Origin of the sequence: Flagellimonas beolgyonensis, from assembly GCF_003992615.1 — a bacterium.
Lineage (GTDB): Bacteria > Bacteroidota > Bacteroidia > Flavobacteriales > Flavobacteriaceae > Flagellimonas > Flagellimonas beolgyonensis.
The window spans coordinates 352,715-368,000 of record NZ_RZMY01000013.1 but is presented as its reverse complement, the minus strand read 5'-3'; the positions used below and the strand labels follow the sequence as shown (position 1 = coordinate 368,000).

Here is a 15,286-nt window from a genome sequence, read left to right as displayed (position 1 = left end):
GGGGCTGAATATTTTAGTTGAACTGGTATTGTGAAACAATGCCCTTGAGTCTCGCCTTGAGGTCCTCACCGGCGTCGTACACCATTTGCTCGTTGGTGGGGAAAGGAACTTCCCTAGCATTCAAATACACCAAAAGATCATCGTCCAAAGCGCGTTGGTCCCCTTGATAGTTGGCGAAAATGTGTTCGAACACAAATTGGCTGGAAAGGGGATAGGAGTTGATTTCCTGTCCGTTCTTCAAATCGGTAAAACTTACCTTGGCGCCGATCTGTGCACTCTTGGTTTGGGTAAATTGGAAAAACTTGCAGGTTACCGTGCGCATTTTGTCCACCTTTATTTTGTTGCCCAAACTATCTTTCACCACATTACCATCGTTGTCCAACAAATACTCCCAACCATCCTTGATCTGCCTTTCCTTAATGATCTGGGTTTCGTTCACTCGTTCTGGAGAAACATTGATTTCCATAAAATCAACGTTCATGGCGTAATCGTATTTGATGTTCTTTAGAGGATTTGTATGGTACTGCAACCAAAAGTTGTCGATGCCAAAGGCATTGAAGTCCAATAACTCCTTTTCCAAACGTTCCGGGATGATCTGTTGGGTTTGGTTGCCAATTTTAACACGAACATACTCCAAGCCTTTGTTGTAGGCCTCATCCATTTTGGCAACGGTTTCCCTATAACCGGGATTGATCTCTTGTAAATACTTAAGGTCGTCGTAGGCCGCTCTATAATCGGCTTTGTACTTGGCACTGGCCAAAAGGTTGCTGGCGCTTTCATACAAATGCTCCGAAAGATCGTCCTTGGTATTTAAAATTCTATTGTCATAATTCACAAAATCGAAGCGGGCCTCCCTGCCTTCTTCGTTGATGAAAAGTGGCAACAAAGGTTTGATGCGCTCTTGCGTATTTTTCAACTGTAAATACTTGTTGTAAATTTTCTCCAAGTTGGCCGGATTGCCATCATTTTGCAAAAAAGCAATTTCCTGAAGCTCCCGATCGGTGTTTTTGGCAAAAGCCTCCTCCAATAGGGTTATATATTCCTGATTGCCCTTTTTGGTCTTGTTCTCGGCCAAATTTTTAATGGCCTTGTTCATGGCCGTGGTATATTTACCGGTGTTCAAAGCCTCTTGGGTCTTTTTGACACCGCCACAGGCGGCCAACATCAAAATTGCGGTTAAGAGTAAAACTTTTTTCATGGTCGTCGATTTTATTGGTTGTTGATGTGGGTTCAAGAGCTGTGCCAAAAAACCACATTGTATTAACGAAAAAGGTTGAACAGTAGTATATCATCGGCAAAAAGCTTCAATTTCAGGGCTTTTCGGGTCATTTTACCTGTTATCGAAATTGTTGATTTCCGTTTGATAAAATTGCTGGCCATTCTGTTTTTTTTGGATACAATTCCCCTTTCAATTTGTACTTTTACCGCTTATTAAATTTGATGGCAATGCAAAGAGACCTCGAGATTTTCGAATTGATAGCACAGGAAAAGGAAAGACAGATTGAAGGTATAGAACTTATCGCTTCAGAAAACTTTACCAGCCCACAGGTAATGGAAGCTGCAGGATCGGTACTGACCAACAAATATGCCGAAGGATACCCCGGTAAACGCTATTATGGAGGATGCGAGATCGTGGACCAAGTGGAACAATTGGCCATTGACCGAGCCAAGGAACTGTTCGGAGCAGCGTATGCCAACGTGCAGCCACACTCTGGTTCGCAAGCCAATGCCTCGGTTTACCACGCCTGTTTGAATCCTGGAGATAAGATTTTGGGATTTGACTTGGCCCATGGTGGTCATTTGACCCATGGATCTCCCGTCAACTTCTCTGGAAAATTGTACAAAACTGCATTTTATGGGGTGGAGGAAGAAACCGGAATGTTGAACTATGAAACCATTCAGGAAATTGCTGAGCGTGAAAAACCCAATTTGATCATTGCAGGTGCTTCTGCCTATTCGCGCGACATGGATTTTAAACGATTCCGAGAGATTGCCGATAGCGTCAATGCGATTTTGGTGGCCGATATCTCACACCCTGCCGGTTTGATCGCCAAGGGCATTTTGAACGACCCCATTCCACATTGCCATATTGTGACCACCACTACCCACAAAACGTTGCGTGGACCGCGCGGTGGATTGATCATGATGGGTGAAAACTTTGATAACCCCTTCGGTATCAAATTGAAGAACGGTGAATTACGAAAAATGTCCGGATTGTTGGATCTTGCGGTATTCCCCGGTAACCAGGGCGGCCCTTTGGAGCACATTATTGCCGCCAAGGCCATAGCATTTGGTGAAGCGTTGACCGACGACTTTTTGCATTATATGATCCAAGTAAAGAAGAATGCCGAAGCCATGGCCAAGGCATTTGTAGCTAGGGATTACAAAGTAATCTCCGGCGGTACCGACAACCACATGATGTTGATCGATCTTCGTAACAAAAACATCACTGGTAAAGACGCGGAAAAAGCATTGGAGCTTGCCGCTATTACCGCCAACAAGAACATGGTGCCTTTTGACACCCAATCGCCCTTCATTACCTCGGGTATCCGATTTGGTACACCTGCCATAACCACTAGGGGATTGAAGGAGGCCGATATGGAAACGATTGTTGGTTTTATCGACGAAGTATTGATGGATGCCGGCAATGAAAAGAAAATCGCCCAAATAAAACAAAAGGTCAACGATTTAATGAAATCGAGACCTTTGTTCAGTGCTTAGTATGTAAGGGAGCTTATGTTTTATTCAAACAGGAAAAGATCTTCTTCCTGTAGTTTCCGTTTCTCCAAGGAATAGATCATTGCCTTGTGCTGTTGGGCCTCATCGAAATAAAGGCCCCAATAGTCAAAATAGCCCGATTGCTGCTGTTCCGGGGCTTTTCCAAACATGGTGTCCTCAAAAACGGGAACAAATATTTCATAGGGCATTTCCGTTAGCCCTTTGGTGAAATACACGAAATGACAGCCTATTTTGTAAAGGACTTTCCCGATTTGTTCTGCTATACTTTGATGGTAAAGCCTTGTCACCACAATGGAGGTTTCCTTAAAATGGAACGACATCTCCAGGATATCTATGTTATGGCTGTTCTGTACATTTAAATGTTCCAAGGCACTGGTCAACGATGCTGTAATATTTTCACTGCTTTCCTTGGAAAAGGAATCATCGCCCCAATTACCTTGATTGAAATGCCGCAAACAGTCCACAATCCCGAAATTGAGATAGAGGTCCAGAATTAAATCGGCCCGGTTCTCCACATTGTTGTATTTGCATTTCACCTTAACGGATGCAAAAAAATCCCTCTCCAAGATTTTTAGGAAGGTATCCAGTCCGTTGGCGGCCTCAAAAATTTTTCCACCACCATTTATCCAATTGTTGGGCTTGTTGGGAAACGACATGTTTTCTGGTATAATTTCTTTTCCACCTTAAAATTAGAATGAATCTTTTTTATGGGATTGCAGGAAATCCTTAAAAATTCTGCGGATTTTCCCCAATTGTAAGGTTTTGATGTCAAGAAATTAAACCAAGACACTACAAAAATGGTCAAACGGTCATAAATGTTAAATAAAGCCGCGATTTTTGGCCGCAAGAATAAGTGCTAGGTCGTTCTCATTTTCGGTGCCAAAAAGGGTCTTTAAATGCCGCTTTCGGTTTTCAATGGAAGAGGGCGACAAACGAATGTATTTTTCCAGATCCTTGTTCTTGGTTCCTTTGGAAAGGTGGTATAAAATCTGTTTGTCTTTTTCATCCAAATCAATATCGTTGGCCATTTTCTTGCGAATGGCGGAAAGCGCTTTGGAGGAATAATACGGTGGGTTCTGCACAATGGTTTTAACGGCATCTTCCAAGGTCTTGGGGTCGATGTCGGTTTTTACCAAATAGCCATCTGGATCTACGGCCTTTAAAATGCTGTTGATCCTGAAGTTGTCGCTAAAGGACGACATGAAGACAATTTTGCTCTCGGGCACTATTTTACGGGCCAAGATGCCCAGATCCTCCCCGGAATGGGGCTGATCTTCGTTTGGGGCAAACAATTGTACATCCAAAAAGAGGATATCGTACTTAAAAGAGTTGACGGAATCCTCGATCAACTTTTTACCGGTTTCGTAGGTTGTTGCGGTATCGACAATAATATTGTACCCATCAAACTTAATGCCCTCAAGGATAAATTTATACCCGAGCATCGTCATTTCGTGGTCGTCTATTGCCAATATTCTCAATGTTTTCATGCGGTTATTTTATATAGATTTAGGCGTTTGCTGTTTGCTCCATCACATTCAACTCGATAAATCTGGCTGGAATGGTCACCGTAATAGTGGTTCCAGTTCCTTTTTTGCTATCAATATCAACCGTTCCCTTTACTTTTTTGGTTCTGGATATGATATTTTTCAATCCAATGCCCTTTCTTCCTTTGTTCACGTCGAACCCGACCCCATCGTCGGCTATGGTCAATTGTAAATTGTCCCCGACCTGTTGAAAGTTGATGGTCACGCGCTGACTTTCGGCATGTTTGATACAGTTTTTAAGGGCTTCCTGCACAATTCGGTAGGCATTGATCTTGATGTCGCCCAACAAATTGTCCCAACTTACCTCGTTATCGTATGTAAAAGAACAGGTTATTCCGGAAGACTGTTCGATGTCCCCGATCATGTCCTCCAAAGAGACAATAAAGTTATGAAATTTCTTATAAGCCGCGCTGTTGAGTTCGTGTGAAATGGTCCGAATTTCTTCTTCCACGCCTCTCAGTTTTTCAATAAGATCGGCACGTTGTGCCACAGAGGCCATGTCTTCGCGTTCGTTCAATCCGCTCAATATCAATCGGATGCCGAGCATTTCGCCCAAAATACCATCGTGCAGTTCTTCGGAAATGCGTTTTTGCTCCAGTTGTTTGCCTTCTTCAAACTTGCCCTGTTGGGATAGCATAAGGTTGTAGATCTCTTGGTTGCTTTCCTGTTGTTTTTGTTTGAATTTGAGCCTATTGTTATTGATGTAGAGGATCACGATGCTGATAAAGGCAAACCCAAAAACGACCAACCCGAACACGGCACCGGCCCACATTTGCTTTTCTTCGGTGAGCACTTGGTTTTCTTCAATGATTTGGTCTGTTTCCCAACTGATTCTGGCAAATTTATCTCGTTTGGTCCTTTCCTCTTCTTGAATTGTTTCGTTTAAAGTATAATAATCGTTAGCATATTTAGCAGCATTTTTTGGGTCTATATTTGTTAATAAACTCAAAGCATTCAATAACCGATCATTGTTGTAAGTTTCCTTGGCAATAGCAAATGATTCCTTGGCATTTTGTATGGCTTGAGTCGTATCTCCCTTGGCGGCTAATAGTTCTGCATAAAACTGTTTGGGTCTAGCTAAATCATAGATTTTGCCAAACTCAATATTTACTTCAATGGACTCCTTTAGCAAGGCCTCAACTTTGTCATAGTCTTTGTCGGTCTTAAAAATAGAATAGGCCAAACCCGCTAAAGCTAACGAGTATAGTTCAGGTTTTTTTTCCTTTAAATCGGTGCTTTTAAGTAATTCTTGATAAAGCTTTTTGGACATGTCATAATCTTCATTTCGCAAATAGACACTAGTGGTGTTATTTTTGTTTTGCCAGATTAATTGTGTCGTTTTTTCGGAAGGTTCCATCAATTCCAAGGTTATTCGAGCCTTATCATAATATTCTAGAGATTTAACACTGTTACCCAAACCTCCGGCAACTACTCCTAATAAATTGTAACAGTTATAAATTCTGCCATTGTCACCCAAATCATCAAATATTTTTAGTGCAATTGCTACATTGGTTTCTGCTCCCAAATAATCCTTATACGAATCTTGGATTCTTGCCATACCATAATACATGCGAGCCTTAAGAGATTTCGAAGTGGAATCAACAGGTAAACGTTCGAAGCTTCTTAATGCATTTCTATAATTAGAATAAGCACTGTCCAAAATTCCATTGAATTGAAGAAATTCCGCTAAATCCCAATGGGCATATCCCTCGATTTTAAAAGCTTTAGCTTTACTGGCCACTCCCAACAAAACTTTATTACTTCGTCGAAAGTTCAGAGAATCTTTCATTTTATAGTATTCCAACGTCACTTTTGATAACTGTTCCAAAATAATGGTGTCGTTAGTTTGAGTCAGCGCTTCTTTTTCGGCTTTTTTTAAATAAAAAGTACGATCTTCCAACGAAAGATCTTTGCTTTTTTGAGCTAAGTTGATCCATTGCTGAATAGAATCCAATTTAGGGTTGGTGGCCACTTCCTCCTTTTGATTTTTGTTTGAACATGCCAAAAGGATTAATGCAATTAATATAAGTCCAGTTTTTTTCAATACGGAAAATCTTGTAAGTAATTCAAAGTAACAAAAAAGCCCCAAACGTTTAACAGAATGGGGCTAGGTTCTTTGTATGTTCATTCATTTACATATCACGAGTGTCATTGGAACTATTCTTCAGTCGCATTAAACCTTGTGTTTTAATGCCGTTTCCTATCCATTGATCAGGCATGGTACTTTTGGAGTCTTCCACAGAAATCAAAAATGATTTTCGCTTGATTTCATCTCTCAATGATTCATCTTCATTGAGAAGAATACCCCCAAATAATGCAAAAGTAAGATAAACAAATGTTAGTTTATTTTTCATCAAGTTGACTTGGCCTTCATCAATTACCAGCGCCGCGTCCATCAGAATCCGTTTCAGTGCCATCCGTCGCATTCTGGTCCACTTGCAATTGCTGGAACATCGCTTCGGTATCCTGAACATCTGTTTCGGCCTCACAGGAGTAGAATCCAACTGTTAATAGTGCCAAAGCCAAAATACTTAGTACTTTTCTCATAATCATTAGGTTTAGGGTGTTAATTAATTTGGTTTATGACGCCAAGTTAGAAAGAGCCCTAAGCCTATTGTGTTAGTGCCCCAGGAATTTAGTATTCAGGGCAATTCTGCTAGAATTTTACGGGAAACTGATAGAATTTGATCAATTGGAGGCGCCAATGGCCGTTTTGGAGAGCATCTCCTTCAGTGCATCTATTTTGTCGCGGTAGGTTTTGGAAAACGGCAAGTCCTCTTCTTGGCCGTGGTTCAGTGTACAAATGGATTTACCATAATTGATGCGGGATACATACCTGCTGTTCAAAATATAGCTTTGGTGTATCCGTATAAAGCAGGGGGGTAGGGTATCCTCAAATGATTTCAGGGTCTTAAAGGCACTGATCACACTGCCGTCCCGCATAAAGAAATCGGTGGTGTTGTTGTCCGACTTTAAATACAGGATGTTCTTGGTGTCCAAATACCGGTAATCGTTGTATGATTTCAGGCAAATGGTAGCCGGCATATCTTGTTTTGGATGTCTTTTTCGCAAGCGCAATATCGTTTTACGGATATCGAACTCATTGTGCGGTAAGATCCAGTAATCGAAAAAACCGCTTTTAATGGCATTGTACGCAAATTGCTTGGATTGTGCATAGCCAATGATCAATGGTGTTGTCGGCAAATACTGGCTAAGTTCGGTCACCATTTGAAAATAGTCCATGGCCTCCTCGCCCAAATTGATCAATATCAGATCGGGATTGTACTTTAATATGGTATTCAGCCCTTCCGATGCACTTGTGGCCACACCTGTACACACCAAATCTTCATACTCTTCAAGATAGAGCTGAAGCTGCAGTTTTGAGGCTGCATTGGAATCGATGATGTTGTAGGTGTATTCCATGTGCAATTTACTGATTGCAAGTTACTAAGGGGTAAAAAAAACTCATTGCAGTTTTCCCTTAAAAAAACTATGGATTTCTTACTGAATCGCATGATTTTCCTACAATTCCTCTTAAAATTTCGTTAACAGGTTAAATTCCATTACCAAAGCAGGATAAAAAACATGCTGATTTTTGGTAGGTGCAACAGCACCTGAAACGGTATTTGCCTTTAATTAGTTTGAGAGGTCTGAGGGCGAAAAATGAATGGAGTTTTGTTTGGGTTAAGTTGGTATATTTTTGGGTTGTTTTTAGGTTTTAACTACAGTTTACGATTTGAAGGGGTAAAATCAAAATTTGGGAATGGCAAATTGCAGTTTTAGGTCCTAAATTTCGATGAACGGTACAAAACCTTGAGATTTAGGTTGTAGAATTGATATAACCTATTGAAATATAGCTTGTTTACGATTTTCCGCCAAACAACTGTTGGACTTCTTCCGGGACCCGTTTGGGTCGAAAGGTTTGGGCATCCAACAAGCACCATTCCGTTATGCCCTTAACCAATAGCTCCCCCGAAATTTTATTGGAGATTTCCACGACTCTGGTGGATATGGGGCCTTTGTTGCTTTCAATATAGGTTGAAATTTGAATAGTGTCGCCCAATAGGGCCGATTTGGAATAGGAAATGTTGTGGTTGCGCACTACCCAGACCATGGTTGCGCGCATGGCTTCGGTTGTGACTTGGTGCCAATGCTTTTTGGAGATATCCTGTATCCACTCGATATACCGGATGTTGTTCACATGGTTGAGTTCATCCAAATCTTCCGCGACCACATCAAATGTTTCGGTGAAGCGCTCCATTATTCCTTGGGATAGATTTTTACCTCGAACAACTTGTCCCAGTTCTTTCCAGTTACGAACAGTGTTTTTCGCTCCGGATGATAGGCCACTCCGTTGAGCACGGAATTGGTTTCGTCCCAGTCCGGACCCTTCTTCACGTGACTTTTTAATCCACCAAAATTGACAACCCCCTCGATGGCACCTGAAGTTGCATCAATGATCATCATACTTTCGAATTGGTATACATTGGCATAGATTTTACCATCCACATACTCCAGTTCATTGGCCTTGTTAAAGATGGATTTATTGGTAGCGGTCTCTATATGGCCTTGTTCTTCCAAGGTTTCGGGATCCAGAAACCAGATTTTTTCGGTGCCATCGCTTTTGAAGATCTTTTCGCCATCATTACAAAGTCCCCAACCCTCGCGGCTTTCACCATAGGTGAAGTTTTTGATTTTATTAAAAGTTTCCAGATTGTAAACGAATCCCATCCCGCTTTGCCAGGTCAATTGATAGAGCTTGCCGTTCATCACGGTAATACCTTCGCCAAAGATGGAGTTGTCCAATTCGATTTGTTGCAACACCTCACCGGTTTCAAAGTTTACTTTTCGAATGGTGGATTCCCCTCTTTTTCCGGTGCCTTCGTAAAGCACCCCATCATGAAATTCCAACCCTTGGGTGTAGGCCTTGGTGTCGTGTGGATAGGTATTCACAATATCATAGGTATACACGCTGGGCGCATTTGGCGCAAGCAGGCGTATTTTCTCCTCAATTTCCAGTTGTTGTCCATCCAGGTCAAATTGTGCCACCAGAACCTTATTGCCCAACGTGGGGAGGTCCAGTGTGATTTTTCCATCGGAGACGGGTAGTTCCTTTTCATCCACAAAATAATGGATATTGGAAATTTCGAGATTTTTCCGGTTTTTGATACTCACCCCAACTTGTTGGTTTTGTTGTAAGGTTTTCTCTTCCAATTGAATGGAAAATTGTTTGGCGGGGTCGGCGTTGTCGCCACAAGCCAAAAAGAACAGCAATACGCCAAAAATCGATAACAGCTTCACCATTGTCCTAAATTCATGTTTCATGGATAATTCTTCGTGATCACCGAAATTAAGAATGAATTGGGATTGCAACAAATTTAAAAGTCCGTATATTTGCAGTCGGCAAGTCCTACACGACCAGCTCCTGCAGAATCCCCCAGGGCGGGAACGCAGCAAGGGTATGTGGTCGTAGCGGTGCGATGTAGGTAGCTTGCCTTTTTTTGTACCCAAAAATCACCGATCATGGAAAGCAAAGTGGTATTCATTACCGGAGGTTCTTCCGGAATTGGCAAATCCATCGGCACTTTTTTGACCAACAAGGGATGCAAGGTTTACGGCACCACCCGAAATCTTGAAAACTACCCCGATTTTGAACCCTTTACCTTGATCCAATTGGATGTGAAGGATGTGGAAAGCATTAAAAAGGCAGTGTCCGATGTGGTTTCCAAAGAAGGTCGAATTGATGTGCTGATCAACAATGCAGGGGTGGGCATTACCGGACCGATCGAGGAAACACCCCATGAAGAGATTTTGAAAGTCTTCGAAACCAACTTCCATGGACCAATACACATGATGAAAGCCGTTCTACCACAAATGAGAAAGCAGGGAGGTGGGGCAATCATCAACATTACATCCATTGCCGGGTATATGGGATTACCGTTCCGCGGGTTCTATTCGGCCACCAAAGGTGCGTTGGGCCTGATCACGGAGGCGTTACGCATGGAAGTGAAGGATTTCGGGGTAACCGTTACCAATGTGGCCCCGGGCGACTTTGCTACCAACATTGCGGCTGGGCGCTACCATGCCCCTGTGCTCGACGGTTCCGCTTACGAGGATAAATATGCACAGACCCTGGATGGCATCAATGTGGATGTGGACAGTGGGGGAGACCCCATGCAAGTGGCCCATGCCGTTTATAAAATCATGAACCAAAAAGCGCCCAAAGTGCACAATCCCGTTGGAGCATTTCTCCAAAAATTTTCGTTGTGTTTAAAACGGATTTTGCCGGATAAAGTCTATGAAAAGCTATTGCTCAACCATTATAAGTTGTAGTTTTATAGTCTAAGAGAACCATAATTTTAAATCATCAAGAATGAAATTTTTTATTGATACGGCCAACCTCGACCAAATTAAGGAAGCCCAGGCATTGGGTGTTTTGGACGGAGTGACCACCAACCCTTCCTTAATGGCTAAGGAGGGCATAACAGGTAAAGACAATATTTTAAAACACTACGTGGATATCTGCAACATTGTTGAGGGCGATGTTTCCGCAGAAGTTGTGGCCACCGATCTTGCTGGCATGATCCGGGAAGGGGAGGAGCTAGCCGAACTGCACGAGCAAATCGTGGTTAAGGTGCCCATGATAAAGGATGGGGTAAAGGCGTTGAAGTATTTTTCGGATAAAGGGATCCGCACCAACTGTACCCTGGTATTTTCACCAGGTCAGGCCCTATTGGCCGCAAAGGCCGGAGCAACTTATGTTTCTCCATTTTTAGGTCGTTTGGATGATATCTCTACCGACGGATTGAACTTGATATCGGAAATCCGATTAATCTATGACAATTATGACTTTGAAACGCAAATATTGGCCGCATCCATCCGTCACACCATGCACGTGATCGATTGTGCCAAAATTGGGGCCGATGTTATGACAGGACCTTTATCATCTATCTTAGGGCTCTTGAACCACCCATTGACCGACATTGGATTGGAAAAATTCTTGGCAGATTACCGAAAGGGTAATTCCTAATAAAATATATAAATGTGAAAGGGCCCTGGAGAAATTCAGGGCTTTTTTGGTCAAAGGGATTTGTACAGATCGGCGAATCCATTCACGATAACGGAGTCCTTTGCGATGACGCACTTGTTCAAGGCATCGATGACCATGGCCATTTGGATTTCTTTGAAGTTTTCCCCGTAAAATTGTTTGCTAGTGTCCAATTTGTATTCCTCGACCAATAATTTCCACTGGGGATAGCTGGTTCTTAAATTAATACCCACGAAATTGTATTGCGGATATTTTTGTTCCAACTCTGTGATGTGTTTGTTCACATTGCGGAAATGTTTCTTTTGCGCCGCGGTCCAAAAGTAAAATACCGTATGCTTCTTGCCGTTGGCCACTTCCTTAATGGAAACCTCCTTGTTGTTGGCATCCAAAAGCAAAATATTGGGCAAGGTGGTGTTGGGCTGAAGGTTTTCGATGCCCCTGTACAAAAGATCGATTTCTTCCTTGTGCTCATCATTGGAGGAAAGGGAACGGAACTTATCTATGAACATTCGGCTTTCTGCACTTGGGTTGTGTTCTTTCAACAAATAGTCGACCGCAATGTTTCGGAATAGGATGTCCCGCAACTCCGGCTGCTGCACCAAACTGTCTACCAAGGCCAATTTATGCTTGTTGAAGTGCAATCGATCGTTCACCGGTTGGTTTTCGGTAGCACAATTTTCAAGGCAGGTCATGTACGAAATGTTGCCAAAGTGCCATTTCATAAAATCGAAATAGGGCCTGAAATAGGTAAGGTCCTTGTTTTTTAGATCGATTTGCTTTCGATAGGCAAAAAAGGAATCTGGAATATTGTGAAAGGTGTCCTCTCCCAATTTTTTCTTGTGGTAAAAAGGGTATTTTTCCTTGCTGATGAAGGAATTGTAGTCGATCGAAGCTTCGGCCATGGCCAAAACACGATCAGAGAATTCATATTCCTCGGCCAGTACCTTCAGACGTTCCACTTTTAAGTTGCGAAGCGAGTCTACCTTGATGCTGAACTCACTGGGATCTAATTCATAGAAATCTTCAATGAGAGGTTCTTCCATCTCATAGTCCAAGAACATCTCGATCAAAAAATTGTTGATTTCACTGCCCTTGCCGGAAAAGACCAACGATTCGTCAAATTCAACCGTGTTCAAACGGGCAATAAGGCTATCACCTTCTTCCAGGTAAACATATTGCAGCTCTGGGGCATGGTCAAAATGGTACAATCCCGCTTCAATATTGTCAAGATTAAAGGCAAAACGATTATTATCATCAAGCCTTACGGAATCCACATAGGCATCGTTATGATACAGTACTACATAATCACTGGTAGGATTGACAATTTCACCTCCGAAGTAAATGGACGTTTGTGTTTCTGATTTTTCAGAACAGGAAATAATGGAGAGAATTGTGAGGCCGAGTAAAAGTCTTACCATATAAAGGGAACGTTCCATTAGGCTAACAAATGTAACAATACCAAAAAGTTGACCTTGTTAATGGTGCGTTAAATGTTGTTAAACCAAATTTTTAAACCGTTCAATAATAATGGTTTTAGTTGGTATTACGAATAGGTTTTGGCTACTTTTGCAAAAAATTAAAAATACTTGCATGCTTTCAGTTTCCAATTTATCTGTTCAATTTGGTAAAAGAGTGTTGTTCGATGAGGTGAACGTAACCTTTTCCGATGGCAACTGTTATGGTATCATCGGGGCCAATGGCGCGGGAAAATCCACCTTCTTAAAGGTGTTGTCCGGCCAAATAGACCCTACTTCGGGCCATGTGCATTTAGAGCCGGGAAAACGGATGTCCATTTTGGAACAGAACCACAATGCGTACGATGAATATACCGTTTTGGAAACCGTGGTGATGGGCAACAAGCCCTTGTTCAAGATCAAAAAGGAAATTGATGCCCTTTATGCCGACTACACAGATGAAAATGCCGAAAAAATCGGGGAACTGCAAGTACAGTTTGAAGAGATGAACGGTTGGAACGCCGACAGCGATGCCGCAGCCATGCTCTCCAACTTGGGAATTACCGAAGACCTGCACTACACCCAAATGTCCGATATGGATTCCAAATTGAAGGTTCGGGTGTTATTGGCCCAGGCCTTGTTTGGCAACCCCGATGTGCTGATCATGGATGAGCCTACCAACGACCTGGATTATGAGACGATCAACTGGTTGGAAAACTTTTTGGCCAATTATGAAAACACTGTGATCGTTGTTTCGCACGACAGGCACTTTTTGGATGCAGTGTGTACCCATGTGGCAGATATTGACTTTGGTAAGATCAATCTTTTTTCAGGAAACTACACCTTTTGGTACGAGAGTAGCCAATTAGCGGCGCGCCAACGAGCCCAACAGAACAAAAAGGCCGAGGAAAAGGCCAAGGAACTTCAGGAATTCATCCAGCGTTTTAGTGCCAACGTGGCCAAGAGCAAACAGGCCACTTCCCGTAAAAAGATGTTGGATAAACTGAAAGTGGAAGACATAAAGCCCTCCAGCAGAAGATATCCGGCCATTATTTTTGAAAGGGAGCGAGAGGCCGGAGACCAAATTTTGAATGTGGAAAAATTGGCAGCCACCTCGGACGATGGGGATATTTTGTTCCAAGATGTGAATATTAACTTGGCCAAGGGCGATAAAGTCGCCATCCTGTCGAAAGACTCTAGGGCAACGACCGCTTTTTACGATATCATTTCAGGAAAAACCAAGGCAGAAAGTGGCAAGTACCAATGGGGCGTTACCACAACCCAATCCTATCTTCCTGCCGATAACTCCGATTTTTTTACGGACAATATCAATTTGGTGGATTGGCTCCGTCAATGGGCCAAGACCGAAGAGGAGCGTGAAGAGGTTTACATTCGCGGATTCTTGGGTAAAATGTTGTTCAGTGGGGAAGAGGCCCTAAAAAAGTGTACGGTACTTTCGGGAGGTGAAAAAGTGCGCTGCATGCTCAGTCGCATGATGATGCTTCGTGCCAACGTATTGCTATTGGACGAACCGACCAACCACTTGGACCTGGAAAGTATCACCGCATTCAACAACTCCCTGAAAAACTTTAAAGGGACCGTTTTATTGACCACACACGATCATGAATTTGTACATACGGTGGCCAATAGGATCATTGAATTGACACCAAAAGGTACCATAGACCGCTATTTGACCTTTGATGACTACATGTCGGACAAGTCCATAAAGGAGCAGCGCGACAAAATGTATGCGGTTACAGCCTAAGCGTTAAAATATTTACTGTTCCAAATGGCGGGGTTAAAGTTTTTGCCCAAGGCAAAACCGTAAAAAATGACCACCGAGGCAATGCATTTGAACATAAAAAAGTAAATGATCCAAAATTCGGCAGTGCTATTGTTTTTGGAAAACAAGCCGTTGGGTACCAGCAGCGTGACAAAATAACTGATCAATAGCACCAACAAGGTCAAGTTCGCAATATTCTTGAACGGCCAAACCATCAGTTTGCGCAACGGGTGCAGATCATTTCCCCATTTATGGATCAAATAAAAGTAGTCGTTTCCAATCGGAGCGAACAACAAGGGATCATCCTTGTCCTCCAACTTGAACAACTTGGACGGTGCCATAATTTTAAACCCAGTGATTTCAATGTCATGTTCCTTTTCCAACTGCTTTATCCTTTGGATTGCTGACTGTGGAATTGTACCCTTAAAGTAGGAACTGTTCAAAAACCGCAATCGGTAATCAATGCAGATTTCCCTGATTTGGTCGATGTGGAAAATTCTGTCGGTTTCCAAAAGATCAAATTCAAAAGCATTCCCACCTCCACTTTTGTTGGAATTCAAGTTATCGGAAATCTGGGTTTCGTGCTGTAAATCTTTTTGTAGAATGGCTTCAACCTCGGCTAAAATTTTAGCCTCATCCGCCTGTTTGTTCCTGATTTGATGGAGCTTACGTTCAATGTTGGTTTTTTGTATTTCCATAGACTTTTCTTAGCAATTCC

The 15,286-nt window shown here is 42.4% G+C and carries 15 protein-coding genes and 1 other RNA gene; 5 read left to right on the top strand and 11 right to left on the bottom strand.

The window, feature by feature from the left end; translation table 11 throughout:
• Positions 1 to 13 precede the first annotated feature (13 nt).
• Entirely contained in the window at positions 14 to 1,198 is a 1,185-nt protein-coding gene (locus EO131_RS08385) for a hypothetical protein (protein ID WP_127020774.1), read from the bottom strand.
• A gap of 248 nt (positions 1,199 to 1,446) precedes the next feature.
• Between EO131_RS08385 and glyA the strand changes: the two genes are divergently transcribed.
• Positions 1,447 to 2,721, top strand: coding sequence for a serine hydroxymethyltransferase (gene glyA, locus EO131_RS08380; protein WP_127020772.1), 1,275 nt, complete (start codon positions 1,447 to 1,449; stop codon positions 2,719 to 2,721).
• 20 nt (positions 2,722 to 2,741) lie between these two features.
• Here the strand turns inward: glyA and EO131_RS08375 are convergent, their stop codons facing one another.
• The 8 genes from EO131_RS08375 to EO131_RS08345 form a co-directional block, all read right to left on the bottom strand.
• Positions 2,742 to 3,395, bottom strand: coding sequence for a hypothetical protein (locus EO131_RS08375; RefSeq protein WP_127020770.1), 654 nt, complete (start codon positions 3,393 to 3,395; stop codon positions 2,742 to 2,744).
• Positions 3,396 to 3,557: 162 nt separating this feature from the next.
• Entirely contained in the window at positions 3,558 to 4,226 is a 669-nt protein-coding gene (locus EO131_RS08370; RefSeq protein ID WP_127020768.1) for a response regulator transcription factor, read from the bottom strand.
• Positions 4,227 to 4,245: 19 nt separating this feature from the next.
• Positions 4,246 to 6,288, bottom strand: a complete 2,043-nt coding sequence (locus EO131_RS08365) for a tetratricopeptide repeat-containing sensor histidine kinase (RefSeq protein WP_127020766.1) — start codon at positions 6,286 to 6,288, stop codon at positions 4,246 to 4,248.
• Positions 6,289 to 6,415: 127 nt separating this feature from the next.
• Positions 6,416 to 6,679, bottom strand: a complete 264-nt coding sequence (locus EO131_RS08360) for a hypothetical protein (RefSeq protein WP_127020764.1) — start codon at positions 6,677 to 6,679, stop codon at positions 6,416 to 6,418.
• Positions 6,657 to 6,830, bottom strand: a complete 174-nt coding sequence (locus tag EO131_RS17130) for a hypothetical protein (protein WP_164731653.1) — start codon at positions 6,828 to 6,830, stop codon at positions 6,657 to 6,659. The genes EO131_RS08360 and EO131_RS17130 overlap by 23 nt, the downstream gene beginning before the upstream one ends.
• A 141-nt stretch (positions 6,831 to 6,971) precedes the next feature.
• Positions 6,972 to 7,706 carry a LytR/AlgR family response regulator transcription factor gene (locus EO131_RS08355; RefSeq protein WP_127020762.1) on the bottom strand — a complete coding sequence of 245 codons (735 nt, stop codon included), beginning with the start codon at positions 7,704 to 7,706 and terminating at the stop codon, positions 6,972 to 6,974.
• A gap of 439 nt (positions 7,707 to 8,145) precedes the next feature.
• Entirely contained in the window at positions 8,146 to 8,544 is a 399-nt protein-coding gene (locus EO131_RS08350) for an acyl-CoA thioesterase (protein ID WP_127020760.1), read from the bottom strand.
• Positions 8,544 to 9,587, bottom strand: coding sequence for a glutaminyl-peptide cyclotransferase (locus EO131_RS08345; RefSeq protein WP_127020758.1), 1,044 nt, complete (start codon positions 9,585 to 9,587; stop codon positions 8,544 to 8,546). Before EO131_RS08345 ends, EO131_RS08350 begins: the two co-directional genes overlap by 1 nt.
• A 97-nt stretch (positions 9,588 to 9,684) precedes the next feature.
• Between EO131_RS08345 and ffs the strand changes: the two genes are divergently transcribed.
• The 3 genes from ffs (at position 9,685) to fsa (ending at position 11,313) form a co-directional block, all read left to right on the top strand.
• An RNA gene (gene ffs / locus EO131_RS08340) (signal recognition particle sRNA small type) lies at positions 9,685 to 9,783 on the top strand.
• A 23-nt stretch (positions 9,784 to 9,806) separates the two neighbouring features.
• Entirely contained in the window at positions 9,807 to 10,616 is an 810-nt protein-coding gene (locus EO131_RS08335; RefSeq protein WP_127020756.1) for an SDR family oxidoreductase, read from the top strand.
• 40 nt (positions 10,617 to 10,656) lie between these two features.
• Positions 10,657 to 11,313: a fructose-6-phosphate aldolase gene (fsa, locus tag EO131_RS08330; RefSeq protein ID WP_127020754.1), complete on the top strand. Its 657-nt coding sequence runs from the start codon at positions 10,657 to 10,659 to the stop codon at positions 11,311 to 11,313.
• Positions 11,314 to 11,363: 50 nt separating this feature from the next.
• Here fsa and EO131_RS08325 read toward each other — a convergent pair whose 3' ends face one another.
• On the bottom strand, positions 11,364 to 12,767 hold the full coding sequence (locus tag EO131_RS08325; RefSeq protein WP_127020752.1) for a TlpA family protein disulfide reductase: 1,404 nt from the start codon (positions 12,765 to 12,767) through the stop codon (positions 11,364 to 11,366).
• A gap of 154 nt (positions 12,768 to 12,921) precedes the next feature.
• Between EO131_RS08325 and EO131_RS08320 the strand changes: the two genes are divergently transcribed.
• Positions 12,922 to 14,550, top strand: a complete 1,629-nt coding sequence (locus tag EO131_RS08320; protein ID WP_127020750.1) for an ABC-F family ATP-binding cassette domain-containing protein — start codon at positions 12,922 to 12,924, stop codon at positions 14,548 to 14,550.
• Here the strand turns inward: EO131_RS08320 and EO131_RS08315 are convergent.
• Positions 14,547 to 15,266, bottom strand: coding sequence for a hypothetical protein (locus EO131_RS08315; protein ID WP_127020748.1), 720 nt, complete (start codon positions 15,264 to 15,266; stop codon positions 14,547 to 14,549). The two genes, EO131_RS08320 and EO131_RS08315, sit on opposite strands and share 4 nt — an antisense overlap.
• Positions 15,267 to 15,286: the final 20 nt, after the last annotated feature.